This window comes from Bradyrhizobium jicamae (genome assembly GCF_018130215.1).
In the GTDB taxonomy this organism is placed as follows: Bacteria; Pseudomonadota; Alphaproteobacteria; order Rhizobiales; family Xanthobacteraceae; genus Bradyrhizobium; species Bradyrhizobium jicamae_A.
In genome coordinates this window covers 30,023-53,637 of record NZ_JAFCKQ010000056.1, presented here as the reverse complement: position 1 = coordinate 53,637, position 23,615 = coordinate 30,023, and the positions used below count along the sequence as shown (strand labels likewise).

General features: G+C 65.4%; 25 protein-coding genes. 12 read left to right on the top strand and 13 right to left on the bottom strand.

All coding sequences use genetic code 11. The features are described 5' to 3' along the window. Nucleotides 1–248: 248 nt before the first annotated feature. Complete coding sequence (locus tag JQ586_RS35270) at nt 249–950, bottom strand: enoyl-CoA hydratase/isomerase family protein (protein ID WP_212399245.1); 702 nt, start codon at nt 948–950, stop codon at nt 249–251. Nucleotides 951–1,113: 163 nt separating this feature from the next. Between JQ586_RS35270 and JQ586_RS35265 the strand changes: the two genes are divergently transcribed. From JQ586_RS35265 to JQ586_RS35255, 3 genes are all read left to right on the top strand, one after another. Next, nucleotides 1,114–1,995, top strand: a complete 882-nt coding sequence (locus tag JQ586_RS35265) for a haloalkane dehalogenase (RefSeq protein WP_212399244.1) — start codon at nt 1,114–1,116, stop codon at nt 1,993–1,995. Between the two features lie 143 nt (nt 1,996–2,138). Next, a complete protein-coding gene (locus tag JQ586_RS35260; protein ID WP_409411038.1) occupies nt 2,139–4,109 on the top strand; it encodes a PAS domain S-box protein in 1,971 nt (656 codons plus the stop codon). Between the two features lie 140 nt (nt 4,110–4,249). Next, the gene (locus tag JQ586_RS35255) at nt 4,250–4,477 is read left to right on the top strand and encodes a hypothetical protein (protein ID WP_212399243.1); all 228 of its coding nucleotides are present in this window, start codon (nt 4,250–4,252) and stop codon (nt 4,475–4,477) included. Between the two features lie 90 nt (nt 4,478–4,567). On the opposite strand, the gene JQ586_RS35250 is transcribed toward JQ586_RS35255, so the two are convergent. Further along, the gene (locus JQ586_RS35250) at nt 4,568–4,780 is read right to left on the bottom strand and encodes a hypothetical protein (protein WP_212399242.1); all 213 of its coding nucleotides are present in this window, start codon (nt 4,778–4,780) and stop codon (nt 4,568–4,570) included. A gap of 259 nt (nt 4,781–5,039) precedes the next feature. Next, nucleotides 5,040–5,429: a response regulator gene (locus JQ586_RS35245; RefSeq protein WP_212399241.1), complete on the bottom strand. Its 390-nt coding sequence runs from the start codon at nt 5,427–5,429 to the stop codon at nt 5,040–5,042. Between the two features lie 105 nt (nt 5,430–5,534). Between JQ586_RS35245 and JQ586_RS35240 the strand changes: the two genes are divergently transcribed. After that, nucleotides 5,535–6,545 (top strand): chemotaxis protein CheB, encoded by a 1,011-nt coding sequence (locus tag JQ586_RS35240; RefSeq protein WP_212399240.1) that lies wholly within the window; start codon nt 5,535–5,537, stop codon nt 6,543–6,545. After that, the gene (locus JQ586_RS35235; protein WP_212399239.1) at nt 6,546–6,815 is read left to right on the top strand and encodes a hypothetical protein; all 270 of its coding nucleotides are present in this window, start codon (nt 6,546–6,548) and stop codon (nt 6,813–6,815) included. 20 nt (nt 6,816–6,835) lie between these two features. On the opposite strand, the gene JQ586_RS35230 is transcribed toward JQ586_RS35235, so the two are convergent. Continuing rightward, nucleotides 6,836–7,018: a hypothetical protein gene (locus tag JQ586_RS35230; RefSeq protein WP_212399238.1), complete on the bottom strand. Its 183-nt coding sequence runs from the start codon at nt 7,016–7,018 to the stop codon at nt 6,836–6,838. 189 nt (nt 7,019–7,207) lie between these two features. On the opposite strand from JQ586_RS35230, the gene JQ586_RS35225 reads away from it, so the two are divergent. The 4 genes from JQ586_RS35225 (at nt 7,208) to JQ586_RS35210 (ending at nt 11,930) form a co-directional block, all read left to right on the top strand. Then, nucleotides 7,208–10,378, top strand: coding sequence for a CheR family methyltransferase (locus tag JQ586_RS35225; RefSeq protein ID WP_212399237.1), 3,171 nt, complete (start codon nt 7,208–7,210; stop codon nt 10,376–10,378). Further along, complete coding sequence (locus JQ586_RS35220; RefSeq protein WP_212399236.1) at nt 10,379–11,125, top strand: Crp/Fnr family transcriptional regulator; 747 nt, start codon at nt 10,379–10,381, stop codon at nt 11,123–11,125. A gap of 155 nt (nt 11,126–11,280) precedes the next feature. Beyond that, complete coding sequence (locus JQ586_RS35215; RefSeq protein WP_212399235.1) at nt 11,281–11,469, top strand: hypothetical protein; 189 nt, start codon at nt 11,281–11,283, stop codon at nt 11,467–11,469. Between the two features lie 203 nt (nt 11,470–11,672). Beyond that, nucleotides 11,673–11,930, top strand: a complete 258-nt coding sequence (locus tag JQ586_RS35210; protein ID WP_212399234.1) for a hypothetical protein — start codon at nt 11,673–11,675, stop codon at nt 11,928–11,930. Here the strand turns inward: JQ586_RS35210 and JQ586_RS35205 are convergent. Genes JQ586_RS35205 through JQ586_RS35175 form a run of 7 tightly spaced genes read right to left on the bottom strand, consistent with a single transcriptional unit; the run spans nt 11,927 to nt 18,878 of the window. After that, complete coding sequence (locus tag JQ586_RS35205) at nt 11,927–12,607, bottom strand: GntR family transcriptional regulator (RefSeq protein ID WP_249148560.1); 681 nt, start codon at nt 12,605–12,607, stop codon at nt 11,927–11,929. The two genes, JQ586_RS35210 and JQ586_RS35205, sit on opposite strands and share 4 nt — an antisense overlap. 58 nt (nt 12,608–12,665) lie before the next feature. Continuing rightward, the gene (locus JQ586_RS35200; protein ID WP_212399232.1) at nt 12,666–13,409 is read right to left on the bottom strand and encodes an aspartate/glutamate racemase family protein; all 744 of its coding nucleotides are present in this window, start codon (nt 13,407–13,409) and stop codon (nt 12,666–12,668) included. A 10-nt stretch (nt 13,410–13,419) separates the two neighbouring features. Beyond that, nucleotides 13,420–14,688: an FAD-binding oxidoreductase gene (locus tag JQ586_RS35195; RefSeq protein ID WP_212399231.1), complete on the bottom strand. Its 1,269-nt coding sequence runs from the start codon at nt 14,686–14,688 to the stop codon at nt 13,420–13,422. Then, nucleotides 14,688–16,352, bottom strand: coding sequence for a thiamine pyrophosphate-binding protein (locus JQ586_RS35190; RefSeq protein ID WP_212399230.1), 1,665 nt, complete (start codon nt 16,350–16,352; stop codon nt 14,688–14,690). Before JQ586_RS35190 ends, JQ586_RS35195 begins: the two co-directional genes overlap by 1 nt. Continuing rightward, nucleotides 16,349–17,575 carry a pyridoxal phosphate-dependent aminotransferase gene (locus JQ586_RS35185; RefSeq protein ID WP_409411037.1) on the bottom strand — a complete coding sequence of 409 codons (1,227 nt, stop codon included), beginning with the start codon at nt 17,573–17,575 and terminating at the stop codon, nt 16,349–16,351. The genes JQ586_RS35190 and JQ586_RS35185 overlap by 4 nt, the downstream gene beginning before the upstream one ends. 11 nt (nt 17,576–17,586) lie before the next feature. After that, complete coding sequence (locus JQ586_RS35180) at nt 17,587–17,940, bottom strand: RidA family protein (RefSeq protein WP_212399228.1); 354 nt, start codon at nt 17,938–17,940, stop codon at nt 17,587–17,589. A gap of 20 nt (nt 17,941–17,960) precedes the next feature. Further along, nucleotides 17,961–18,878, bottom strand: a complete 918-nt coding sequence (locus tag JQ586_RS35175; protein WP_212399227.1) for an NAD(P)-dependent oxidoreductase — start codon at nt 18,876–18,878, stop codon at nt 17,961–17,963. 293 nt (nt 18,879–19,171) lie between these two features. Between JQ586_RS35175 and JQ586_RS35170 the strand changes: the two genes are divergently transcribed. From JQ586_RS35170 to JQ586_RS35160, 3 genes are read left to right on the top strand one after another with little or no spacing between them, the layout of a single operon-like run. Next, nucleotides 19,172–20,011, top strand: a complete 840-nt coding sequence (locus JQ586_RS35170) for a transporter substrate-binding domain-containing protein (protein ID WP_212399226.1) — start codon at nt 19,172–19,174, stop codon at nt 20,009–20,011. 10 nt (nt 20,012–20,021) lie between these two features. Next, nucleotides 20,022–20,684, top strand: a complete 663-nt coding sequence (locus tag JQ586_RS35165) for an amino acid ABC transporter permease (protein ID WP_212399225.1) — start codon at nt 20,022–20,024, stop codon at nt 20,682–20,684. Then, a complete protein-coding gene (locus JQ586_RS35160) occupies nt 20,681–21,451 on the top strand; it encodes an amino acid ABC transporter ATP-binding protein (RefSeq protein ID WP_283815515.1) in 771 nt (256 codons plus the stop codon). The genes JQ586_RS35165 and JQ586_RS35160 overlap by 4 nt, the downstream gene beginning before the upstream one ends. A 45-nt stretch (nt 21,452–21,496) precedes the next feature. Here the strand turns inward: JQ586_RS35160 and JQ586_RS35155 are convergent, their stop codons facing one another. Then, nucleotides 21,497–22,642: an acyl-CoA dehydrogenase family protein gene (locus tag JQ586_RS35155; protein WP_212399224.1), complete on the bottom strand. Its 1,146-nt coding sequence runs from the start codon at nt 22,640–22,642 to the stop codon at nt 21,497–21,499. Nucleotides 22,643–22,654: 12 nt separating this feature from the next. After that, nucleotides 22,655–23,482 (bottom strand): SDR family NAD(P)-dependent oxidoreductase, encoded by an 828-nt coding sequence (locus tag JQ586_RS35150; protein ID WP_212399223.1) that lies wholly within the window; start codon nt 23,480–23,482, stop codon nt 22,655–22,657. Between the last annotated feature and the right edge of the window lie 133 nt (nt 23,483–23,615).

The following is a 23,615-nucleotide window of genomic DNA, read 5'->3' as shown; positions in this document are numbered from 1 at the left end:
GACACCTGCCACCAGGGCGTCAGGCCTGCACGATTTCGCCGTCCGCTTCATGCGCTCTCGTCAGTCACGCACGCAACGTCCACCGCATCCCACCACAACGTTCGTGACGATCGCGAGCGCCCCTCAGGCGGGTGAGACGGGAAACTCTATACACTGATTTGTCATTACGATAAACCGAAATATTTTTACGGCGAGGACTTGACGGCTTTTCCTGATTTGCCCGACGAGCAGTTCGTGCACGGGTCCGGTCAGCCGAACGCGCCGAGTGAGGGCTCATGCCCGGTCGAGGCAAGATCGGCGAGACGCTCGGCGAGCCCGCCGCGGATTTGCCGCTTCACCGCGCGAAAGCCCGGCTGGGCCGCGAGGCTCCGCGCTGCGACGATCGCGGCCGATTGGAGATCCTCCGCCGCACAGAGCGTATCGAGGATTCGCAACTCATGGCATTCGCGGGTCCTGAGCACAGCGCTTGTAAGCGTCAGTCGGCGCAGCAGTTCGGGCGACAGTTCATGCCGCATCACCTCGAGTGGCCCTGCCGGAAAGGGGATGCCGGCCTGCGCCTCGGTCATGCCGAGCTTGGCCGCGTCGCCGTCGATCGCAATCCGGTGGTCGCAGCCGAGCATCAGCACGAAGCCGCCGCCCAGCGCATGGCCATTGATCGCGGCCACGACGGGAACGGGAATCGCGAGCAGTCGCGCCACCATCCGCGAGATTGCGCGCACCATGGCGTGGCGCTGGTCGCGGGCGTAGCCCGCGAAGGCGCGCGTATCGACGCCTGCCGAGAACGCCTGCCCGCCGCCGGTGAGCACGACGCCGTTGCGCGGCGCTTCCTCTGCCGCGGCGGCAAAGGCCTGCTCGAGTGCAAGGATTGCATCGAGGTCGAGCGCATTGACCGGCGGACGATCGATGGTGAGGAGCAATGTTTCGTCGACTCTTGATGTGATGACAGTCATTTCATCTCCCCGTCGATGATCGAGGACTGCGACGAAGCGCGCCCGCTGTCAAGCCGACGAGGCCGGGCAATCCCCTGCAACGGCGCGCCGTGCCGTATGATAGGCTATCACCGACAAGGCCCGATCGACGCGCTCGCGCGACCGCGCTCGAGACGGAGGACACATGCAGACGCTTCGCACACCGGACGAGCGGTTCGCAAGATTGCCCGGCTTCGCCTTTGCGCCGAACTACATCGATATCGGCCCGTTGCGGATGCACTATCTCGACGAAGGCGCACGCACTGCGCCGGTCGCGCTTTGCCTGCATGGCCAGCCGACCTGGGCCTATCTCTATCGAAAGATGGCGCCGGCGCTGCTCGGTGCGGGATTTCGCGTCGTCGCTCCGGACTTCTTCGGCTTTGGCCGATCCGACAAGCCGATCGACGAGAATGTCTACACTTTCGACTTTCATCGATCCTCGATCATGTCCCTGATCGAGGCGCTCGAACTGCGCCGCATCATGCTGGTGTGCCAGGATTGGGGAGGATTGATCGGGCTGACGATCCCCATGGACATGGCCGACCGCTTCGACCGGCTGCTCGTGATGAACACGATGCTGGGCACTGGTGACGCGCCGCTCGGCGAAGGCTTTCTGGCCTGGCGCGCTTTCTCCAATCGCAGTCCTGACATGGACATCGCAGCCCTGATGCAGCGGGCAGTCCCCGGTCTCGACGACCGGGAGGCCGCTGCCTATGCCGCGCCCTACCCCGACGCGCAATACAAGGCCGGTGTCCGGCGGTTTCCGAACCTGGTGCCGGACAGTCCGGACGCGGGCGGCGCGGCACTTTCGCGCCGCGCGCGGGATTTCTGGTCCCGGGAGTGGACCGGTGCGAGCTTCATGGCGGTCGGCATGAAGGATCCCGTGCTCGGCCCGCCCGCGATGACCGCGCTGCGGCAGGTCATTCGAGGCTGCCCGCCGCCGCTCGAGCTGCCGGACGGAGGACATTTCGTGCAGGAGGCCGGCGGGATCATCGTCACGGAAGCGATCAGGCGGTTCGGGCTCTGACGACGGGGCGCCCCCGAGGGCTCCGGTTTGAAGGCCCCGCGGTCGCGTTTGGAACCGGTCAAATCCGGCGGAGTTAGAAGGCTTGGCGCCACACCAAGCTTGGCAAGGGGTGCTCTTTGCGACGTCGACAGCAGGTGCATCCAATTACCGAATTGAATCAAGTCACCGAAGGCGTCACCGACGGTCTGCGGCTTCAGCTCCTGATCGACGCCATCGTCGATTACGCGATCTATATGGTCGAGCGTGACGGTAGGATCGCGAGCTGGAATTCAGGCGCGGCCCGGCTCAAGGGATATCGTGCCGACGAAAACATCGGGCGCTCCTTCTCGATCTTCTACACGGCGGAGGACCAGGCGGCCGGCTTGCCCCAGAAGGCGCTGGCGATGGCGACGGAACACGGGCGCTTCACCTCGGAGGGGTGGCGCGTCCGCAAGGATGGAAGTCGTTTCTGGGCAACCATCGTGGTCGATGCGATCAGGGATACCGACGGGTCGCTGATCGGATTTGCGAAGGTCACGCGCGACATCACCGAGCGCCAGAAGGCCCACCAGGCGCTCGTCGAAAGCGAGCAGCGCTATCGCCGGCTGATCGAGGCCGTCGTCGACTACGCCATTTTCCAGCTCGACCCCGCGGGCGTCGTCGTCACCTGGAACGCCGGTGCCCAGCGGATCAAGGGCTACACACCGCACGAGATCATCGGCCAGCACTTCTCCCGGTTCTATACCGAGGAAGATCGCGAAAGCGGCGTGCCCCGCCGCGCCCTCGGGGAAGCCGCGCAAAGCGGCCGGTTCGAAGCCGAGGGGTGGCGGGTCCGAAAAGACGGTTCGAGGTTCTGGGCATCGGTCGTCATCGACAGGATTGTCGATGAAACCGGCGTGCTGGTCGGATTCGCAAAGGTCACCCGCGATATCAGCGAGCGTCGGCTGGCCCAGGAGACGCTCGCCAAGGTCCAGGATCAGTTGCTCGCCTCGCAGAAGCTTGAAGCCGTCGGCCAGCTCAGCGGAGGCATTGCGCACGATTTCAACAACCTGCTCATGATCGTGATGGGTAACCTCGAGACCATGGAGCGCCACGCCCGGCAGCTCGCCGCCAATGCCACCTTCCAGCGCGGGCTGTCCCATGCCAAGCGCGCGGCCCAGCGTGCCGCGGGCCTGACGAGCCGGCTGCTGGCATTCTCGCGGCGCCAGGCCTTGGATCCGAAGCCAATCGACCCAAGCCGCTTCCTCACCGGCTTGCAGGATTTTCTGCAACGTACCCTCGGCGAGCGTATCGAGGTCCAGACCATCGGCGGCGCCGGGGTATGGCAGATCGAGGTGGACCCGATTTACCTGGAGTCCGCCGTCGTCAACCTCGCCATCAATGCGCGCGACGCGATGCCGGACGGCGGACGGCTGACGCTGGAGGCCGTGAACGTGTCGGTCGATGACGCCTACTGCCTGCAAAATCCGGAGTTGAGCCCTGGCCAATACGTGGTGATCAGCGTCACCGACACCGGCGTCGGCATGAGCGCGGACACGCTGAACCACGCCTTCGAGCCGTTCTTCACCACCAAGGAGGCCGGACAGGGGACCGGTCTCGGCCTGAGCCAGGTATACGGGTTCCTGAAGCAATCAGGCGGACACACGCGCATCTACAGCGACGAAAGCCAGGGCACCAGCGTCAAGATGTACTTCCCGCGCCATCATAGCGCGGCCGCCGCGACAGACGACACCGGCGAGCCTGCCACCGAGCGTGAATCGAACAAGGGCGAAGTGATCCTCGTCGTCGAGGACGATGATGATCTTCGCATCTATGTGAGCGAGCTCCTGCGCGAGTTGAACTACCGCGTTCTGACGGCAGCGAACGCGCAGACCGCACTGACGATGCTGTTGCAGGATCGGTCGCACATCGACCTCGTGCTCACCGATGTCGTCATGCCCGGCATGAATGGCCGCGAATTCGGCAAGCGCGCCGCGGAGATCCGCCCCGAATTGAAGATCCTCTACATGACCGGCTACTCGCGGAATGCGGTGATGCATCAGGGCCGGCTGGACCAGGGCATTGCCCTGCTGGAGAAGCCGGTCTCGCAGGCCAGGCTGGCCTTGCGGGTGCGGGAGGTGCTCGACCAACGCTAGCCTTGGCAAGCGGGAACCACACCCCGCTTGGCTGAAGGACGCCGCAACATAACGCCGGTTCAGGCGTTGCCTTGCAGCATCGACAGGCATGGGCGCCGGCGGTCGAGACCGGTGTCGCCCCCTTGGCCAAGGAGCGCGCGATGACGCAATCGACCCCGGATCACCGTATTCACCGGTCCAGCCGCGCGTCCGTGCACGACACTGCCGTTCTCGACTATGCTCGCGCTGCAATCGCGCACTCGCTCGACTTGCTCAAGGAATGCCCGGCGGACACCTTCCTCGGGCATCAACACCACAAAATGTTTGCGACCGGATCCCTGCCCGGCGGCGAAGCAGAATGCGTGGGTCCGAAGGCGAACCACATGTGACCGCGTCCCCGGCAGAACCATACCTGTCTGAATGTTGCCTCCCGGTCGGCGCCTCGCACGCGATGTTTCAGTGCACGGTGCGGCGCAGCCTCAGCCGGCGTTCCGTCGCCGTTTGAGAAACTGCTCGAGATGCGCAGAGAACTGGTAGCTGAGCGCGAGGCGGCGCCAGGACCGGGCCAGCAACTCGTAATCTCCGCGCGCGGCATCATCCCCCGACTCTCTTGCAAGCCGATCGGCGTTCTCAGCGGATTCACGGCACTTCGCAATCAACTCTGCGGAATTCCGCAGCATTTCATTGGGCACGCGTCTGGTCCTGGTGCGATGTTCTGAGCCGGGCCGCTGCAAGCCGCAACTCGTCGGCCAACCGCGCGTTCTGCGGCCGCTTGCTCCAATTGCTCGATATCACGTTCGATCCCGGCCATCATGCAGCCCCTCAGCCCGATGTCGCGAGACCGCAATCGTGAGCTACTTCCGGTCCGGCCGCACCAACATGCGCAAATCGCCGAGGCGATAATCGCGATCGCCGGCAGGCAGGATGACGTATGGCCGACGTCCGGCCGGCTTAGGACTGCAGGATCATGTCGGTCAGGCGATGGACCATCGCCCTGACATTGAAGGGCTTCTCCCACAGCGGCACGGCCTGGAATTCCTTGCCGACCACGATTGCATCATAGCCCGACGTGAACACGAAGGGCACATTGCGCGCCCGCAGTTCGCGTGCGATCGGGAAGACCATGACCTCGCGGAGGTTCACGTCGAGCACGGCACCATCCAGGATGCCGCCGTCGTTCAGCAGGCGATAGGCGTCATCGATATCGGCAGCGGGACCGGCGATGTCGGCGCCAAGCGCGCGCAGCTCGCGGCCCACTTCGTCGGCGAGGAAATACTCGTCTTCGACGACGAGGACGCGGCGTCCGCTCAGCGGTACATCATCCCGCAAGAGGGGAGACATTGCTGACATATTTCCTCCACCGCGCCGGGCGCGGGATGCAATAGAATTAGGAACATAGGACCTGAGGCCGCCTTGTTCCAAACGAGTTGGACGGAGGTGAGTTCCATGCAAAATCGCGACATTATTGTCATCGGCGGTTCTGCTGGAGCGACTGCGCCGCTGCGGGACATCCTCGGCCGGTTGCCGGCCAATTTGCCGGCCGCGATTTTCATCGTCCTGCACTTGCCGGCGCACGGCATCGGCATTCTCTCCACGGTTGCCGCCGCGGCGGCCAAGCTGCCGGTCCGGCAGGCGGAAAGCGGCATGGTGATCGAGAATGGCCACATCTACCTTGCGGCGCCGGACCATCATCTCCTGATCCATGACGGCCACCTCATGCTCGGACGCGGACCGCTTGAAAACCTGGTGCGGCCCGCGATCGATCCGTTATTCCGATCCGCCGCACTGCACTACGGACCACGGGTCATTGGCGTCGTCCTGAGCGGGCTGTTGTCGGACGGCGCGGCCGGCTTGAGTGCGATCAAGCGCTGTGGCGGGATCGCAGTGGTCCAGGATCCCAATGACGCCATTTCCGACGAAATGCCGCTGCGGGCGATGGAATCCACGACCGTCGACCTCTGCGTCCCGGCGGCGCGCCTCGGTGACGTTCTTTCCGACCTGGCCCGCGAGCGGGCGGCGGCCTCCCTGCCGATCCCGCCGGAGATCGCGCTCGAGGTGAAGATTGCGGCAGGAGAGCGCGTCGGCAGCGATACGCTGGTCGATATCGCCAATCCCGCGCCCCTCACCTGCCCGGGCTGCGGCGGCGTTCTTTCCGAGCTCAGCATGGGCCGCCCGCTGCGCTTCCGCTGCCAGGTCGGCCACGCCTATACCGCCGATGCGCTGGCCAAGGAGCAGGAAAGCCGGGTCGACGAGGCCTTTCGGGTGGCGCTGCGCATCATCGAGGAGCGCGCCGAACTGGTGCATCGGATGGCGGAAGACGGCCGCCGCAGCGGCCGTCCGGCGGTGGCTCAGATGTACGAAGCGCGCGCCGCCGAATATCGCGAATATGCCGATATGATCCGGCGCGTCATGCTACAATCACTCGCCCCGAAGCCGCCAACGCGGAAGGAACAGTGAATGGTCGATACTGATCATGCGAACTGGGCCCGGCAGCTGCACTTCGAGCAACAACTCCTGGTGAAGGCCGAAGTCGACATCGAGGACGGCTGGCGGCGCATCCGCGATCAGCAGGATTTGATCGACTGGCTCCAGAGGGCCGGCCACGACACCATGCAGGCCGAACGGCTGGTGAACCTGCTCAAGCGGACCCTGGTGGAATGGGAGCGACACCGCAGCCTGATCGAGCAGCGGGTTGCCTATCTCGAGGAGCAGGTCACTCCGCACTAGAGCCGTCCGTCCCGATTGCTCTAGCGCGTCGAAGGGGGACGCTCGATACGCCGCGGCGCCCTGAATTCGGATCCGAGTTCGAACATGCGGTCGAATTGTTGCAGAATGCGTTGCCGCCACAGGTCATTTTCGCCGATGAGACGGTGTGCATCAGCGGTTGCTCGGTCGGCTCGCCTGATCAGGGTCGCGAGCTCCTCGGACATGTCCATCGTCGGTTCGGCCGCCACGCATGCCAGTATGGTCCGTCTCGCGGTGAATGACAATCAACTGCCACCGTGCCCCCGGTTCGGGAGCAGCAGACCCGTACTTATCCCGTTGGGATCGGGCCAAATTCTGCTATCAACGGCAAACGCGGGCGCGATGCCCATCGATGAATGGAAGCCGCTGCAATCATGAATGACGTCGGCCAGACAGAGACCGCGGATGGAGAACGCCAGTCGAGGACACCGCTGATCGTCGGTGTGGGCGCCTCTGCCGGTGCTTTGAACAGCATGGAGCTTTTCTTCTCCAGGCTGAAGCTCAATCCGGATCAGGCCATCGTGCTCGTAATGCAGTACCGGGATGCGGTGGAGGACGAGCGGCTGCGCAAGGTCCTGCAACGGTCCGACGGCATCAGGCTTGCCGAAATCGAGGATGGCCTGACAGTCGAGGGCGGCGTCATCTATCTCTCTCCATCCGACATGATCACCACGATCGATGGCGATAAATTCCACGTCCGCGCGGCCGCGCAGGCCAAGGGCGAGCGCGCCACCATCGACAGCTTCCTGGTCTCGCTCGCGGAACAGCGGGCCGAGCAATCGATCGGCGTCGTGCTGGCCGGCACAGGTGGCGACGGGACGCTCGGCGTGGCAACCCTGAAGGATCATGGCGGCCTGGCGATCGCCGAGCGGATCAAGAACGAGCATCCCGATCCGCACAATGAAGGCAATTCGGCCGTGGCGATCGCCGATTTCGTGCTGCCTCCGGACGAAATCCCGGAGCACATCGACGTCTATGCCCGCCACTTGCGCCGGCTCGATGAGAAACAGGGATTCGACGAGGTGCTGGCTGCGGCGGCAACCTCGCTTGCGCGCATCGCCGACATTCTCCGCAACAAGACCGGCAACGACTTCCACGGCTACAAGCAGAACACCTTCCTGCGCCGCGTCCAGCGCCGCATGCAGGTGGTACAGATCGACGAGATCTCCTCCTATGTCGACTTCCTGAGGAACGACAAGGACGAGGTGCAGCACCTCTTCAACGACCTCCTGATCGGCGTGACCGAATTCTTCCGCGACAAGAAGGAGTTCGACGTCCTGGAAACGCAGGTCATTCCCAGGATATTCCAGGGAAAGGGCGCGGGCCAGCAGGTGCGCGTCTGGGTGCTCGGATGCGCCACCGGCGAGGAAGCCTATTCCATCGGCATCCTCTTGCGCGAACACATCGCGAGCCTCGATTCGGCGCCTCAGATCCAGATCTTCGCGACCGATATCGATGGGCGCGCCCTCGCCGCGGCGCGGGTCGGGCGCTATCGCACCAGCATCGAGCACGACATGTCGCCCGAGCGGCTGGCCCGCTGGTTCGTGCGCGAGGGCGACACCTATTGCGTCGTCAAGGAGCTGCGCGAGATGTGCATCTTCTCGCAGCACAACGTCATCAAGGACGCGCCGTTCTCCAAGCTCGACCTGATCTCGTGCCGCAATCTTCTGATCTACCTCAATGCCGAACTGCAGAACCGCGTGATCCCCCTGTTCCACTTTGCCTTGTTGCCGGACCGTTACCTGTTCCTCGGCAATTCCGAGAACGTCACGCGGCATCCGAAGCTGTTTTCTCCGGTCGATCGCCGCGCGCGCATCTTCAGGAAGCTCGAGACCGGAACGCGATTGCCGCCGGAGTTTCCGATCACGACCGCGGCGGGCCGCGCCACGGTCGACGTGCCGCCCGTTCGCGCGCTTGGTCCGGATGTCGGTCTCGAGCGCCGCGCGCAGCGCATCGCCGAGCGCTATGCGCCGGCCTATGTCATCACCGACGACAATTTCCAGATCCTGCATTTCTCCGGCCGCACCGGCCGCTATATCGAGCCGACGGCGGGCACCGCGACGCTCGATCTGCTCCAGCTCGTGCACCGCGACCTCAGGCTCGAGCTGCGCACTGCTCTCGGGCGTGCTGCCGAAGTCAACGAGGCGGCGCATGCCGAGCAGGTGCAGCTTGGCATCAATGGGCACCGGGTGCTGGTCGACATCACGGTCGAGCCGATCCAGGATGGCGCCGCAGGCCACCGCAACTTCGTGGTCCTGTTCAAGGACGGCCCGATCCGTCCGCTAGAGAACGCCGAGAGCAATCAGGGCGCGTCGATCAGGACCGAGCATGTCGAGCGGCTGGAAAGCGAGCTGCGCGCCACCCGCGAGCGCCTGCAGGCGACGATCGAGGAGCTCGAAAGCACCAACGAGGAGCTCAAATCCTCCAACGAGGAATACCAGTCGCTCAACGAAGAGCTGCAATCCGCCAACGAGGAGCTGGAAACCTCCCGCGAGGAGCTGCAGTCGGTGAACGAGGAATTGACCACCGTCAACGGCGAGCTGGCGCACCGCGTGCAGGAACTGACCCGCGCCACCAGCGATCTGAAGAATTTCCTCGAAAGCACGCAGATCGCCACGGTCTTCCTGGACAACGACCTGAAGGTGATGAATTTCACGCCCGCGATCACGCAATTGCTGCATCTGGTCGAGACCGACGTCAACCGTCCGATCGCCCACATCAAGGCACGCATCCCGATCGAGGAGCTCTATGACGATGTGCGCAGGGTGCTGCGCACGCTGGCCAGCACGGAGCGCGAGCTGACCGCACCCGACAGCGGAACGCGCTACATCGTGCGCATCCTGCCCTATCGAAGCATCGACAATTTCATCGCCGGCGTCGTGATCACCTTCATAGACGTCACCGCGATCACCAGGGCCGAAGAGCGCCAGCGCCTGCTGCTGGCGGAGCTGCAACATCGTGTCCGCAACACGCTCGGCGTGGTTCGCTCGATTGCCCGCCGCTCGGCCGAGACGAGCTCGAGCGTCGAGGAATATGCGTCGCATCTGGACGGCCGCCTCAGCGCCTTCGCGCGGACGCAGTCGCTGGTCACCCGCGACCCCGAAGGCGGTGTCGATCTCGAATACCTCGTGGTCGAGGAACTGCTCGCCTACAATGCACGCGAGGGCGACCAGCTGCATGTTTCCGGGCCGCGGATCCGCCTGCAGCCGAAGGCCGCAGAGACCTTCGCGCTGGCAATCCACGAACTGGCGACCAATGCCCTGAAATACGGCGCATTGAGTCAGAAAACCGGACGTGTCGAGGTGTCGTGGCGCATCAACGGTGTGGACGAGCCGCAACAGCTCGTATTCGATTGGCGCGAGCACGGCGGGCCGGCGGTCACCTCGCCGAAGCGCAAGGGATTTGGATCGGAGCTGCTGGAGCGGACGCTGGCATTCGAGTTCAAAGGCAAGACCACGCTGGGCTTCGATCCGTCGGGCCTTCATGCCACGATCGCAATTCCGATGAGCCAGCGCATCATCCACACGCCGAGCATGGGGAGATAGATGCACTCCCCGGCGCTCGAGGGGAATCTGGCGCAGCCGGTGATCCGGCGCCTCGACGCATTGCGGCAGTTGTCCGAGCGGGGCATCGCATTGCTGCAGAGGGCGATCCTGGAAGGGTTGCAGCGCGCCGGCCAAGGCGAGGACCTCGCCAACGAGGGCGACCCGGTCGACAGCGTGAGGATCATCCTGTCGGGCTGGCTCTGCCGTTTCAAGACGCTGGAGGACGGCCGCCGGCAGATCACCAGCTTCATCCTGCCGGGCGATGCCTGCGACGCCTGCGTCTATCTGCTGTCGGTGATGGATCACTCGATCGGAACGCTGACGCCGGTGATCTACGCCGACATCAAGCGCCCGGTGTTCGAACGGCTGCTGGCGGCAGACCAGTCGCTGGCCCAGGCGTTCTGGTGCGAGACGATGGTGAACAGCGCGATCCAGCGCGAATGGACCGTGAATATCGGCCGGCGCATCGCGCTGGAGCGGGTGGCGCACCTGCTGTGCGAGATCCATGAGCGGCTGCGGCCGGTTGGAATGATCGATGGCGATTCCTGCGCCTTCCCCGTCACGCAGATCGATCTGGCTGACGCCACCGGCCTGTCCGTGGTTCACGTCAACCGCACGCTCCAGGAGTTGCGTGCCTCGCGACTCATCACCTTGCGCGACCGGACACTGACGATCATGGACCTCAGGGGATTGCAAAACATCGCGCTCTTTACCGCGGACTATCTCCACACCAAGCGGTGCGGCTGACGCAGCGCTCCGGCGTCAAGGCCTGTCGGGGACAATTCGCCCTGCGCCGCCGCGACCTCGGCAGGGCTTCACGCGTTATCACATGTTATTGCCGCCGGGGTTGGGCGCCGCCTACCGTGCCTGCAACATCGAGTTGTTACGGAGTTGGGCAGGAAATGCAGGATATGATGGCGCGGCTCGAAAAGCTTCGCACCGACGCTGCGGAATGTGCGTTGATCCGCGATCTGGCCACCGACGTCAGGAAGCGCGAGCTGTTCACCAGGCTCGCCGAGCGTCTCACGGCCATGGCCGCAGAGGTCGAGCAGGCCGTGGCGGCTGCTCGCAAGGAGAGCGGAGCAAGCTGACACACAAGCCGGCCCGTGCACTGCGCAGGCGCATTGCCATCTCGACCAGCGGTTGAGGCAAGCGCCAGCCACGCCCCGGGGCCACCTTCCGCGCGCACACCGCACCGGGTCAGGTGCATTTTCCCAGTACAAGGTCTTCCGGTTTTGGCACGAACCGCTCATCCGCTCTTCAGGACAGCCTTGCCACCGCGAGAGGTGGCGCGATGACTGCGGACAAGCAGAAGGCCATCTGGTACGTCTCGTTCGCGCTGCGCGCCCCCGACGTCGCGCACCAGCGCAGCGCCCGAAAGACGCGCACCTTCACGACCGAGTACGAAGCCAGGGTGTTTGCGCACAGCCTGCTCGATCAGACCAGCGACATCAGCGCGGGAACGATCAATCCGCACTCCCCGAGATGCGTGATCGCACCAAAAGCCATCATTGGCTGGGTCGGCGACGTCCGGAGCCCGAAATCGCTCTAGCCGCGCGCCGCCGGCATGTAGATCTGCGCGTAGCCTTCCTTGATCGCCGAGGTGATGCGGTCGAGCCGGCGATCGATGTGCTTCTCGAGCACGGTCACGCACGTTTCCTCGTCGCGCGCCTTCAGGCCCTCGACGACGGCGCGGTGCTCGGCCTGGGTGTTGGAGCGGTTGATGCGGTCCATGTCGATCCAGCGCACGAAGCGGATGCGTGCATTGACGTTGCGCAGCACGCGCAGCATCTCGGCGTTGCCGGACATCGCCATCAGCCGCTCGTGGAAGGTCTCGTCGAGTTCGACCAGCTCCACCGAGGAGCGCTCGCCCGGATCCGGGCCGGTGGCCTGCAGGAAAGCCAGCAGCGCGTCGATGTCTTCATCCTTCGCCCGCTTGATCGCGAGCCGGACGGAGGCGATCTCGAGCGACTTGCGCAGCTCGTAGAGATCGAAGATCTCATGCGCGTCGAGCTCGCGGCAGAAGAAGCCCTTGCCCGGCGTGAAGCGCAGGAAACCCTCGGTATTCAGCCGGTTCAGCGCCTCGCGCAGCGGCGTGCGGCTGACGCCGAGACGTTTCGCCAGTTCGCCCTCGTTCAGCCGCTCGCCGGGCTTGAACTCGTAGCTGATCGCCATCGCCTTGAGCTGCTCGTAGACGCGGTCGACGATGCTGTCTGAGCTGATATCCAAGTTGATGCCCGCTTGGCTGTTCATGGTTGCAGGGAATCGAGGTCGCTACGGGACATTATCATCCAAAGGCGCGCGGCCTGAGCCCTGCGTGGAACCAGGTGATCATCGAATAGATGTCGTAGACCGGCAGCCCGACCTCGGCCTGAAGCGCGGCGGCGTAAGGCGGCATGTTGGTGCATTCGAGCACGATGGCCCCGACCTCGGGATGACGCGCCACCAGCTCCCTGCCGGCCTCGACCACGTCGCGCTCGGCCTGCGCGATGTCCATGTCGTCCTTTTCGGCCTTGATCAGGACGCGGAAGAATTCCTTGCCGTTCTCGGTGCCGACCAGCGGCGTGTCGAGCGGCACGCCGGCGCCTTCGAGATGCGCGGGTGACAGCGTCGAGCCCGACACCGTGACGAGGCCGACGCGCTTGCCCGGCGGCAACGTCGCCTGCACCCACGGCACCTGCATCAGCGACGAGGTCGCAACCGGCACGCCGACGGCGGCCGCTAGCTCCTTCTGGAACAGCGCGAGGAAGCCGCAATTGGTGGTGATGGCTTCGGCGCCGAGCCGCACCAGGTCCCTGGCGGCGTCGATGAAGTCGGGCAGCAGGCCGGCCGCGCCCTTCAGCACCACCTTCTCCGGCGAAGCCCCGCTGACGACGCGGTAGAGCACCGGGAACGGCCAGGTGGTGCCGTTGCCCATGTCGCCGGGAATGCGTGGAAAGCGCGCCTCCAGCATCAGGATGCCGAGCGGCGCGCCATAGAGCGCCTTGCCGCCGCGGGCGATACGGGAAATGGAGTTTGCAGGATAGGTCATGGCCGACATCTCAGAGGAAGCGTGAGGGAGCAAAGGGTGCGAGCACAATTTCCGGCGTCTTGCCGCTCAGGAGCTGGGCGACCAGGCGTCCGGTGCGCGCCGAGCCGACGAGGCCGATATGGCCGTGGCCGAAGGCGTAGACCACGGCGCGCGTGGCACGGGCATAGCCGATGCACGGACGGCCGTCGGGCATGCTCGGGCGATGGCCGAACCATGTCTTGATGCGCGAGGCCGGAATGTTCTTCGGCAGCTTCGGGAACATGCTGAAGAGATTGTCGCGCAGGATCTCGGCACGCTTCCAGTTCGGTGCGGCATCGAGACCCGCAATCTCCACGGTGCCCGCGGCGCGCAGGCCCTTGTCGGTCCAGTTCACCACCATCTTTGCATCCGAGGCCATCATCGAGTTGCGCGGCCCCGACTCCGGATTCTCGATCATGACGTGATAGCCACGCTCGGTCTCGAGCGGCAGCGGATCGCCGATCGAGGCGCTGAGCTGCTTCGAGCGCGCACCCGCGGCCACGACCGCGGCATCGCAGGCGATCTCGCCGCTCTCGGTCACGACAGCGGCAAGCCTGCCGTCCTGCAGCCTGAGGCCGGTTGCCCTGGCGGCGACGCGCCTGGCGCCGCTCGCGACCGCATGCGCGGCAAGCGCCGCGACATAGCTGCCGGGGTCGCGGCAGCGGCCCGCCTCCTCGACCACGACGCCGAACTTGTAGCGCGGGTCGAGGTCGGGCTCGCGCTGGCGCATCTCGTCCTCGTTGAGCTCCAGCCATTCGATGCCGACGCGCTTGCGGATACGCCAGCCGAGATCGCCATCAAAGGGCGTACGCGAGGGAAACACATGCATCACCCCGCGCCGCTCGATCAATTCGGGCACGCCGGCTTCATCGGCGAGCTGCCGGTGCAACTGCGGCGCGTCCTTCAGGAGGTCGCGCAGCGCCCGCGCCGTGGTCTCGACCTGCGCCTCGGTGCGGCTCGACAGCAGATATCTGATCAGCCAGGGCAGCGCCTTCGGCAGATAGGACCAGCGTATCGCCAGCGGCCCGAGCGGATCCATCAGATACCCCGGAACCTTCTTCCAGGTACCGGGCTCGGCCGGCGGGATCACCGAATGCGACGACAGCCAGCCGGCATTGCCGTAGCTCGCCGCCTGCTCACCACCGGGCTCGCCGGGATCGATCAGCGTGACGCGATGACCGAAGCGCAGCGCCTCGATGGCGCTGATCACACCGACCGCGCCGGCGCCGATGATCGCAACATGGCGGCCCGCATCCGTCATCAGCGCCTGGCCTCCTCGGGGGCGAAATCCTTGCCGACCGACAGCGCGCGCTGATCGACCAGGCAATGCAGGATCGCGGGCTTGCCGGAGGCCAGCGCGCGCTCGAACGCCGGCGCAAAATCCTCGGTGCGCTCGATCCGCTCGCCATGGCCGCCGAACGCCTTGGCGTAGAGCGCGAAGTCCGGGTTCTTGAGCTGCGTGCCGACGATGCGGCCGGGATAGTCGCGCTCCTGATGCATGCGGATGGTGCCGTATTGCGCATTGTCGATCACGACGACGATCAAGGGCGCGTCATACTGCACGGCGGTCGCAAACTCCTGCCCGTTCATCAGGAAGCAGCCGTCGCCGGCGAAGGCGACGACGACGCGATCGGGGTGATGCCGCTTGGCCATCACGGCCGCCGGCACGCCATAACCCATCGAGCCGGAGGTCGGCGCAAGCTGCGCGGCGAAGGCGTGGAAGCGGTGGTGGCGATGAATCCAGCCGGCATAATTGCCGGCGCCGTTGCACACGATCGCATCCTTCGGCAGCCGGTCCCGCAGCCAGGTGACGACCTGGCCATACTGGAAATTGCCCGGCAGCTCGCGCGGCTTTTCGGTCCAGGCGAGATAATCGGCATGCGCCTTGGCCGCCTCGCCCTTCCAGGCGGGCGTCGCCGCAGGCTTCATGGTCCCGACCGCGGCCGCGAAGGCGGCAGGCGTCGCCTGGATTGCCAGCGCCGGCTGGTAGACGCGACCGAGCTCTTCGGAGCCCGGATGCACATGGATGAGCTTCTGGTGCGGGACGGGAATGTCGAGCAGCGTGTAGGACGATGACGGCATCTCGGACATGCGGCCGCCGATCAGCAGGATGACATCGGCACCCGTGATGCGATCCTTCAGCTTCGGGCTCGGCCCGATGCCGAGGTCGCCGGCATAGTGGGAGTGATCGGCGTCGATCAGCGAGGCGCGGCGGAACGAGGTTGCAACCGGCAGGTCGAAACGCTCGGCAAAGCGTGCGATGCCCTGGGCCGCATCAGCAGTCCAGGCGGAGCCGCCGAGCACGACGATCGGCGCCTTGGCGCTTGCCAGCATCGCACCGAGGCGTTCGAGATCAGCAGGCGCCGGCCATGTCGCCGCAGGCTCGACTTTCGGCGCGTCGGCTACCGCCGCGGTTTCCGTCAGCATGTTCTCGGGCAGCGAGATCACGACCGGACCCGGGCGGCCCTGCAACGCGACGCGGAAGGCGCGCGCGACCAGTTCCGGAATGCGGTCGGGACGATCGATCTCGACCGCCCATTTCGCCATGGTGCCGAACACCGCCTTGTAGTCGAGTTCCTGGAACGCCTCGCGCTCGCGCATGCCGGTATCGACCTGGCCGACGAACAGGATCATCGGCGTCGAATCCTGCATCGCGATGTGCACGCCATGCGCCGCATTGGTCGAGCCGGGGCCGCGGGTGACGAAGCAGATGCCGGGACGGCCGGTGAGCTTGCCGTAGGCTTCGGCCATCATCGCTGCACCACCCTCGGCGCGGCAGATCACGACGTCGATCGGGCTGTCATGCAGCGCGTCGAGCGCCGCCAGATAGCTCTCGCCGGGAACGCAGGTGACGCGCTCCACCCCTTGCGCGACCAGCTGGTCGATCAGGATCCGGCCACCGGTGCGGGCGTTTGTTTTGGTCATGACAGCTCCCTGCAGGCATTGGCGATGCGATCCAGCGCGTCGCGCAGATTTTGGTCCGAGGTTGCGTAGGATAGACGGAAATATGGCGCAAGGCCGAAGCAGCTGCCGGGGACCACGGCCACGTCATGCCGCTCCAGCAGATAGCGGCAGAATGCGCTGTCGCTGTCGATCTGCATGCCGTCATGCGTGCGGCGCCCGATCAGGCCGGCGCAGCTTGCAAAGGTATAGAACGCGCCCTCCGGGCGGCGGCAGCTCACGCCGTCGATCGCGTTGAGGGCGTCGACGACGAGGTCACGGCGGCGCTGGAAGGCCTCGCGGCGCCCGATCAGGATGTCCTGCGGTCCCGACAGTGCCGCGATCGCGGCCGCCTGGCTCACCGACGACGGATTGGTCGTGCTCTGGCTCTGCACCACCGCCATCGCCGCGATCAGCTCGCGCGGGCCGCCGCCATAGCCGACGCGCCAGCCGGTCATCGCATAGGCCTTCGAAACGCCGTTGACGGTGAGCGTGCGCGGCTTCAGGCCGGGCTCGAGCGCGGCCGCCGTGACGAAGGGCGCGCCGTCATAGGTCAGGTGCTCGTAGATGTCGTCAGCCATCAGCCAGACCTGCGGATGGCGCATCAGGACGTCGAGGATCGGCCGGAGCTGCGCCGCCGAGTACGCCGCGCCGGTCGGATTGGACGGCGAGTTGAGCAGCAGCCAGCGTGTGCGCGGCGTGATCGCGCGCTCGAGATCTTCGGCATCGAGTCGGAAGCCGTTGTCCTCGCGGCACAGCACGTCGACCGGAACGCCGTCCGCGATCTTCACCATGTCGGCGTAGCTCGTCCAATAGGGCGCAGCGAGGATCACCTCGTCACCGGGGCTCAACGTCGCCATGAAGGCGTTGTGGATCACCTGCTTGGCGCCGGCGCCCGCGGTGATCTCGCAGCTCTCGTAGTGGAGGCCATTCTCGCGGCGGAACTTGTCCGCGATCGCGGCTTTCAGCTCCATGGTGCCGTCGAGGATGGTGTATTTGGTCTGGCCGGCGCGGATCGCGGCCTCCGCGGCGGCCTTGACGTGATCGGGCGTATCGAAATCAGGCTCGCCGGCGCCGAGCACGATCACCGGGCGCCCTTCCCGCTTCAACCGCTGCGCGGCCGCGCCGATCTTGAGGATCTCGGACACGCCGATCGCGCCGATGCGCCGGGCGGGACGAAAGCTTTTTTCCTGAACGGTCACGGGCACGCTCCGATGCGTCAGCGGCGCGCCGCGATCGCGATGACCTCGATGCGGTAGGCTGGATCGGCGAGCTCGACCTTGCCGCAGGCGCGGGTCGGCGCGTTGCCGGGCACCACCCAGGCGTCGTAGACCGCGTTCATGGCATCGAAATCGTCCATGGTCCTGAGCCAGACCTGCACGCTGAGCAGCCGCGACTTGTCGGTGCCTGATCGCGCCAGCATGTCGTCGACCTTGGCGAGAGCTTCGCGGGTCTGCTGCGCGATGTCTGCAGTCCTGGTATCCGCGACCTGACCGGCAAGGAAAACGAGATCGCCGAACACGCTGGCGCGGCTGCGGCGGGCGTTCTGGTCGATGCGGGTGATGTCAGACATTCTGCGGTCCTTTCAGGAGATCAGCGGCCGGTCGCGATGATGCGGCGGCAATGCTCGAGCGCGGCGCCGATCAGGTTGTCGCTGGCTTCGGGCGTGCGGAATGCCGAATGCGCCGACAGCGTCACGTTGGGCAGCGTGGTCAGCACGTGTTCGGCCGGCAACGGCTCGACGGTGAAGACGTCGAGGCCGGCATGGGCGAGATGGCCCGAGCGCAGCGCATCGACCATCGCGGCCTCGTCAACCAGCGCGCCGCGCGCGGTGTTGATCAGGATCGCGCCGGGGCGCATCGCAGCGATCCGCGCGCGGCTGAGGAAGCCCTTGGTATCGTCGTTGAGCAGAAGATGCAGCGAGACGACGTGGCTCTCGGCGAGCAGGCGCTCGAGCGAGACGAATTCGACCCCGGGATGCGTCTTCGCCGTCCTGTTCCAGGCCAGCACCTTCATGCCGCAGCCGAGCGCAAGCCGCGCCGCTTCCGCCGCGATGCCGCCGAAGCCGACCAGGCCGAGCGTCTTGCCGGTGAGCTGCATCGCATCGCGGCGCAGCCACTGGCCGTCGCGCATGCCGCGATCCATCACAGCAAAGCTCTTGGCGGAGGCCCACATCAGGCCGAAGGCGCATTCGGCGACCGCCGTGTCGCCATAGCCCTTGATGGTGTGCACGGCGATGCCGTGCTCGGCGAGTTCCTCCGGATTCATGTAGCTGCGCGCGCCGGTACCGAGGAACACGACATGCTTGAGGCCACTGCACCTGGCGGCGATCGCAGTCGGCACCGCGGTGTGGTCGACGATCATGATCTCGGTATCGCCGAGCAGGCCGGGCAGATCGTCCGGCCTGACGCCCGCATTGCGGTTGATGCCGACCGGCAGGCTCTGCAAACGCAACAGCTTCTCGGTGACATCAGCCAGTGTGTCGTTGGCATCGACGAACAGAGCGCGCAACAGACCTCTCCTTCCGATCTTGACAGCTCGCCGCCCGGGGGCGGCGCCACCGGGGCGTGACGGATTGTCCGAACCGCCCCTTGACTGCGTTCAGTCTTGTATTCAGTATTGAATGCGGTTGGCAAGCCCCTCATTCCCCGATTTTGCCGGGGTCAGGCAGGCCGCTGCTGCCAGATTGGGCGATTGACTGCCTTGCCGCTCAAATGGTCAGCGATACAAAATACTAACTTGCATTTTATCCTGAATACAGGAATAGTCCAGCGCAACCGACCTCGGGGAGAGAAGGATCGACCATGAATCGCAGGGACGCACTCACCACTGTCGCGCTGGCGGGCGCCGCCGCGATCGCCTCATCAGGTCCGGCCAAGGCCGACACCGCGCCGGATTCCACGCTCGATCGCATCAAGAAAAGCGGCGTGCTGCGGGTCGCCGTCATCGTCGGCCAGGAGCCCTACTTCCACAAGGACCTCGCCTCGGGCCAGTGGTCGGGCGCCTGCATCGACATGGCCAACGACATCGCCTCCAAGCTCAGCGCCAAGATCGAGACCCTGGAATCCACCTGGGGCAACCAGATCCTCGATTTGCAGGGCGGCAAGGTCGACCTCGCCTTTGCCGTGAACCCGACACCGGAGCGCGCGCTGGTGATCGACTTCTCGACGCCGATCCTGGTGCACTCCTTCACCGTCATCACCAAGAAGGGCTTTGCCAAGCCGCAGAATTGGGCCGACATCAACAAGCCCGAGGTCAAGATCGCGGTCGACATTGGCTCCACCCATGAGACGATCGCGCGGCGCTATTGCCCGAAGGCCACCATCCTCGGCTTCAAGAACCGCGACGAGGCGATCCTTGCGGTCGCTACCGGCCGCGCCGACTGCAACGTGTCGCTGGCCGTGCTCGCGGTCTCGACCCTGAAGAAGAATCCCAATCTCGGCGAGCTCGCGATCCCGAAGCCGCTGCTGACCCTGCCGACCAACATGGGCATCCGCGCCGAGGCCGACCGCCGCTACAAGGACTTCCTCAGTGCCTGGGCCGACTACAACCGCTCGCTCGGCCAGACCCGCGAATGGATGCTGAAGGGCTTCGAGTCCGTCGGACTGACGCCGGAGGACATCCCGGCCGAAGTGCAGTTCTGACGCTGCGCCGATGTACGTCTGGGATTTCGCAGCGCTCAAGCCCTACTGGCCCCTGATCTGGCAGGGGCTGCTCGTCACCCTGCTCTACACGGTGATCACCGTGATCACCGGGCTCGTGATCGGACTTACGGTCGGCATCCTGCGCACCAATTCGCCGCGCTGGATCTCGATGCCGCTGCGCTTCTACATCGAGGTGTTCCGCTGCACTCCGCTTCTGGTGCAGCTGGTCTGGGTCTATTACGCCCTGCCCGTCCTGATCGGCGTCGACATGACGCCGGCGATGGCCTGCTTCGTCGCGCTGTCGCTCTATGCCGGCTCGTTCTACGCCGAAATCTTCCGCGGCGGCATCGAGGCCGTGGACAAGGGCCAGTGGGAAGCCGGCCGCGCCATCGGCATGCGGCGCGGCAGGATCTTCCGCCGCATCGTGCTGCCGCAGGCGATCCAGGTGATGATCCCCTCCTTCATCAACCAGACCATCATGCAGCTGAAGAACACCTCGCTGGTCTCGGTGGTCGCAGTCGGCGATCTGCTGTACCAGGGCTCGGTGATCACGGCAGCGAGCTACCGGCCGCTCGAGGTCTACACCACGATCGCGGTGATGTATTTCGTCGTGCTGTTTCCGCTCACCTTGGTCGCTGACCAGGTCGAGCTCAGGCTGGGAGCGCATCGATGAACGCTGATGGCACGATGCTGGCCGCGCAGAACATCCACAAATCGTTCGGGGATCACCATGTCCTCAAGGGTGCCTCGCTGTCGGTTCAGCGCGGCGAGGTGGTGACCCTGATCGGCGCCAGCGGCTCCGGCAAGTCGACCTTCCTGCGCTGCCTCAATCTGCTCGAGACGCCGCAGCAGGGCGAGCTTGCGATCGGTGCGCATCGCTTCAAGTTCGGCACCGGCCTTCGCGCTCCTGACGACGCCAAGCTCGCCGCGCTGCGCCAGAACGTCGGCATGGTGTTCCAGCATTTCAACCTGTTCCCGCACATGACGGTGCTCGGCAATCTCACCGAGGGCCCGGTGCAGGTGAAGGGCATGTCAAAACCCGACGCCGAGGCGCTCGGCCGCGACCTGCTCGCCAAGGTCGGCCTCGCCGACAAGGCCGACGCCTATCCGAGCCGGCTGTCCGGCGGCCAGAAGCAGCGCGTCGCGATCGCCCGGGCGCTCGCCATGAAGCCCGACGTGATGCTGTTCGACGAGCCGACCTCGGCACTCGACCCTGAACTGGTCGGCGAAGTGCTCGCGGTGATCCGCAGCCTCGCCGCCGAAGGCATGACCATGGTGCTGGTGACGCACGAGATGTCGTTCGCCGCCGACGTCTCCAGCCGGGTCGGCTTCATGAATGACGGCGTGATGGCCGAGACCGGCACGGCGGAGGAGATCATCCGCAAGCCGAGCAGCGAGCGGCTGAAGGCGTTCCTCAGCCGGTTCCACGAGGCGCGGTAGTCATCCCGCGTTTTCCCGCCGGAGAGATCTTGCGTGCCCGGCCGCCTACAACGACCGCGCGATCAACAGCTTCATGATCTCGTTGGTGCCGCCGTAGATCTTCTGGATCCGGGAATCGATGAACATCCGCGAGATCGGATATTCCTGCATGTAGCCGTAGCCGCCGTGCAGTTGCAGGCACTCGTCCGCGGTTTCGACCTGCTTCTGCGAGCACCACCATTTCGCCATCGAAGCGGTGACGGTGTCGAGATCGCCGGCGACCAGGCGCTCGACGCACCAGTCGACGAACACGCGGGCGATCATCGCCTCCGTCTTGCGCTCGGCGAGCTTGAAGGCGGTGTTCTGGAATTCGAGCAGCGGCTTGCCGAACGCGGTGCGCTCCCTGGTGTAATCCGCGGTGATCTTCACCGCGCGCTCCATCGATGCGACCGCGCCGATCGCGAGCGACAGCCGCTCCTGCGGCAATTGCTGCATCAGCTGCACGAAGCCGTTGCCCTCCTCCTGGCCGAGCAGGTTTTCCGGGGGCACCGTGACGTTGTCGAAGAACAGCTCGGATGTATCGGAGGCATGCAGGCCGATCTTGTCGAGGTTGCGCCCGCGCCGGTAACCTTCCGCGCCCTCGGTCTCCACCACGATCAGCGAGATGCCTTTTGAACCCGCGCCGCCGGTGCGCGCCACCACGATCACGAGGTCGGCGGCCTGGCCGTTGGTGATGAAGGTCTTCTGGCCGTTGATGACGTAGGAATTGCCCTGCTTCCTCGCCGTGGTCTTGACGCTCTGCAGGTCGGACCCGGTGCCGGGCTCGGTCATCGCGATGGCGCCGACCATCTCGCCCGAGGCCATCTTCGGCAGCCAGCGCTTCTTCTGCTCCTCCGAGCCGTAGTTGAGGATGTAGTGCGCGACAATCGCGCTGTGCACGGAGACGCCGGTGGTCAGCTCCGGCACGGTGCTCTCGAGGTCATCGAGCACGGCGGCGTCATAGGCGAAGGTGGTGCCGAGCCCGCCATAGGCTTCCGGCACGCTGGGCAACAGCGCACCCATCTCGCCGAGCGCGCGCCAGGCAGAGCGGTCGACCAGCTTCTGCTCGCGCCATTTTTCGGCGTGCGGCGCCAGGTCCCTGGCGAGGAATTTGCGGAACTGGTCGCGGAAGGTGTCCAGCTCCTCGGTCATCCAGGACGATCGGTATTGCATTTCGCCTCGCTATCAGATCAGCAGACCGCCGCCGGCGACGATCACCTGACCGCTGATGTAGTTCGATTCCGGGCTGCAGAACAGATAGACCGCATCCGCCGCCTCCTCCGGCGTGCCGCCGCGGCCGAGCGGGATCATCCGGCCCATCGCCTCCAGCATCTGCGGCTGCACGCCGACCTTGATGTCGCGGCCGGCGACATCGATGGTCTTCTGCTGCGCCTCGATCGGCTGGGTCAGGCGGGTATTGATCAGGCCGAAGGCGACGCAATTGACGTTGACCTTGTAGCGGCCCCACTCCTTGCACATCGTGCGTGTCAGCCCGATCAGCGAGGCCTTGGCCGAGGAGTAGCTCGCCTGCCCGGCGTTGCCGTAGAGGCCCGCGATCGAGGAGATGTTGACGACCTTGCGGAACACCTCGCGCCCGGCCTCGGCCTCCTTCTTCGCCATCACCCGGATCGGCTCGGATGCCGCGCGCAGGATGCGGAACGGCGCGACCAGATGGACGTCGAGCATCGCCTGGAACTGCTCATCGCTCATCTTCTGGATGGTCGCGTCCCAGGTGTAGCCGGCATTGTTGACGATGATGTCGAGCCCGCCGAGTTTTTCCATCGCAGCACCGACAAAGCGGTCCGCAAAGCCGGCCTCGGACACGCTGCCATTGACCGCGATCGCCTCGCCGCCGGCGCCCTTGATCTCGGCCGCGACGGCATCGCCCGGCTCGGCGTCGAGATCGTTGACCACGACCTTCGCGCCCTCGCTCGCCAGCTTCAGCGCAATCGCGCGCCCGATGCCGCGGCCGGAGCCTGAGACGAGCGCGACTTTGCCTTGCAGTTTCGACATGATCTCTCCTTCAACTCCAATGCTCTCTCTTCACCTCGCCCCGCTTGCGGGGAGAGGTATCGTCAGATGCGTTCCGGGTGAGGGGTACAGGTCTCGCTGCCTGCAGAGCTCGCGGAAGCAGCCCCTCACCCCA

Bases quoted from the DNA above. Each gene is read 5' to 3' on its own strand.
- JQ586_RS35240 (WP_212399240.1), top strand. From the start codon at position 5,535: ATGCAAAATCGCGACATTATTGTCATCGGCGGTTCTGCTGGAGCGACT.
- JQ586_RS35220 (WP_212399236.1), top strand. From the start codon at position 10,379: ATGCACTCCCCGGCGCTCGAGGGGAATCTGGCGCAGCCGGTGATCCGG.
- JQ586_RS35230 (WP_212399238.1), bottom strand. From the start codon at position 7,018: ATGTCCGAGGAGCTCGCGACCCTGATCAGGCGAGCCGACCGAGCAACC.
- JQ586_RS35210 (WP_212399234.1), top strand. From the start codon at position 11,673: ATGACTGCGGACAAGCAGAAGGCCATCTGGTACGTCTCGTTCGCGCTG.
- JQ586_RS35170 (WP_212399226.1), top strand. From the start codon at position 19,172: ATGAATCGCAGGGACGCACTCACCACTGTCGCGCTGGCGGGCGCCGCC.
- JQ586_RS35155 (WP_212399224.1), bottom strand. From the start codon at position 22,642: ATGCAATACCGATCGTCCTGGATGACCGAGGAGCTGGACACCTTCCGC.
- JQ586_RS35215 (WP_212399235.1), top strand. From the start codon at position 11,281: ATGCAGGATATGATGGCGCGGCTCGAAAAGCTTCGCACCGACGCTGCG.
- JQ586_RS35195 (WP_212399231.1), bottom strand. From the start codon at position 14,688: ATGACGGATGCGGGCCGCCATGTTGCGATCATCGGCGCCGGCGCGGTC.
- JQ586_RS35235 (WP_212399239.1), top strand. From the start codon at position 6,546: ATGGTCGATACTGATCATGCGAACTGGGCCCGGCAGCTGCACTTCGAG.
- JQ586_RS35160 (WP_283815515.1), top strand. From the start codon at position 20,681: ATGAACGCTGATGGCACGATGCTGGCCGCGCAGAACATCCACAAATCG.
- JQ586_RS35150 (WP_212399223.1), bottom strand. From the start codon at position 23,482: ATGTCGAAACTGCAAGGCAAAGTCGCGCTCGTCTCAGGCTCCGGCCGC.
- JQ586_RS35165 (WP_212399225.1), top strand. From the start codon at position 20,022: ATGTACGTCTGGGATTTCGCAGCGCTCAAGCCCTACTGGCCCCTGATC.
- JQ586_RS35265 (WP_212399244.1), top strand. From the start codon at position 1,114: ATGCAGACGCTTCGCACACCGGACGAGCGGTTCGCAAGATTGCCCGGC.
- JQ586_RS35245 (WP_212399241.1), bottom strand. From the start codon at position 5,429: ATGTCTCCCCTCTTGCGGGATGATGTACCGCTGAGCGGACGCCGCGTC.
- JQ586_RS35190 (WP_212399230.1), bottom strand. From the start codon at position 16,352: ATGACCAAAACAAACGCCCGCACCGGTGGCCGGATCCTGATCGACCAG.
- JQ586_RS35255 (WP_212399243.1), top strand. From the start codon at position 4,250: ATGACGCAATCGACCCCGGATCACCGTATTCACCGGTCCAGCCGCGCG.
- JQ586_RS35225 (WP_212399237.1), top strand. From the start codon at position 7,208: ATGAATGACGTCGGCCAGACAGAGACCGCGGATGGAGAACGCCAGTCG.
- JQ586_RS35270 (WP_212399245.1), bottom strand. From the start codon at position 950: ATGACTGTCATCACATCAAGAGTCGACGAAACATTGCTCCTCACCATC.
- JQ586_RS35200 (WP_212399232.1), bottom strand. From the start codon at position 13,409: ATGACCTATCCTGCAAACTCCATTTCCCGTATCGCCCGCGGCGGCAAG.
- JQ586_RS35180 (WP_212399228.1), bottom strand. From the start codon at position 17,940: ATGTCTGACATCACCCGCATCGACCAGAACGCCCGCCGCAGCCGCGCC.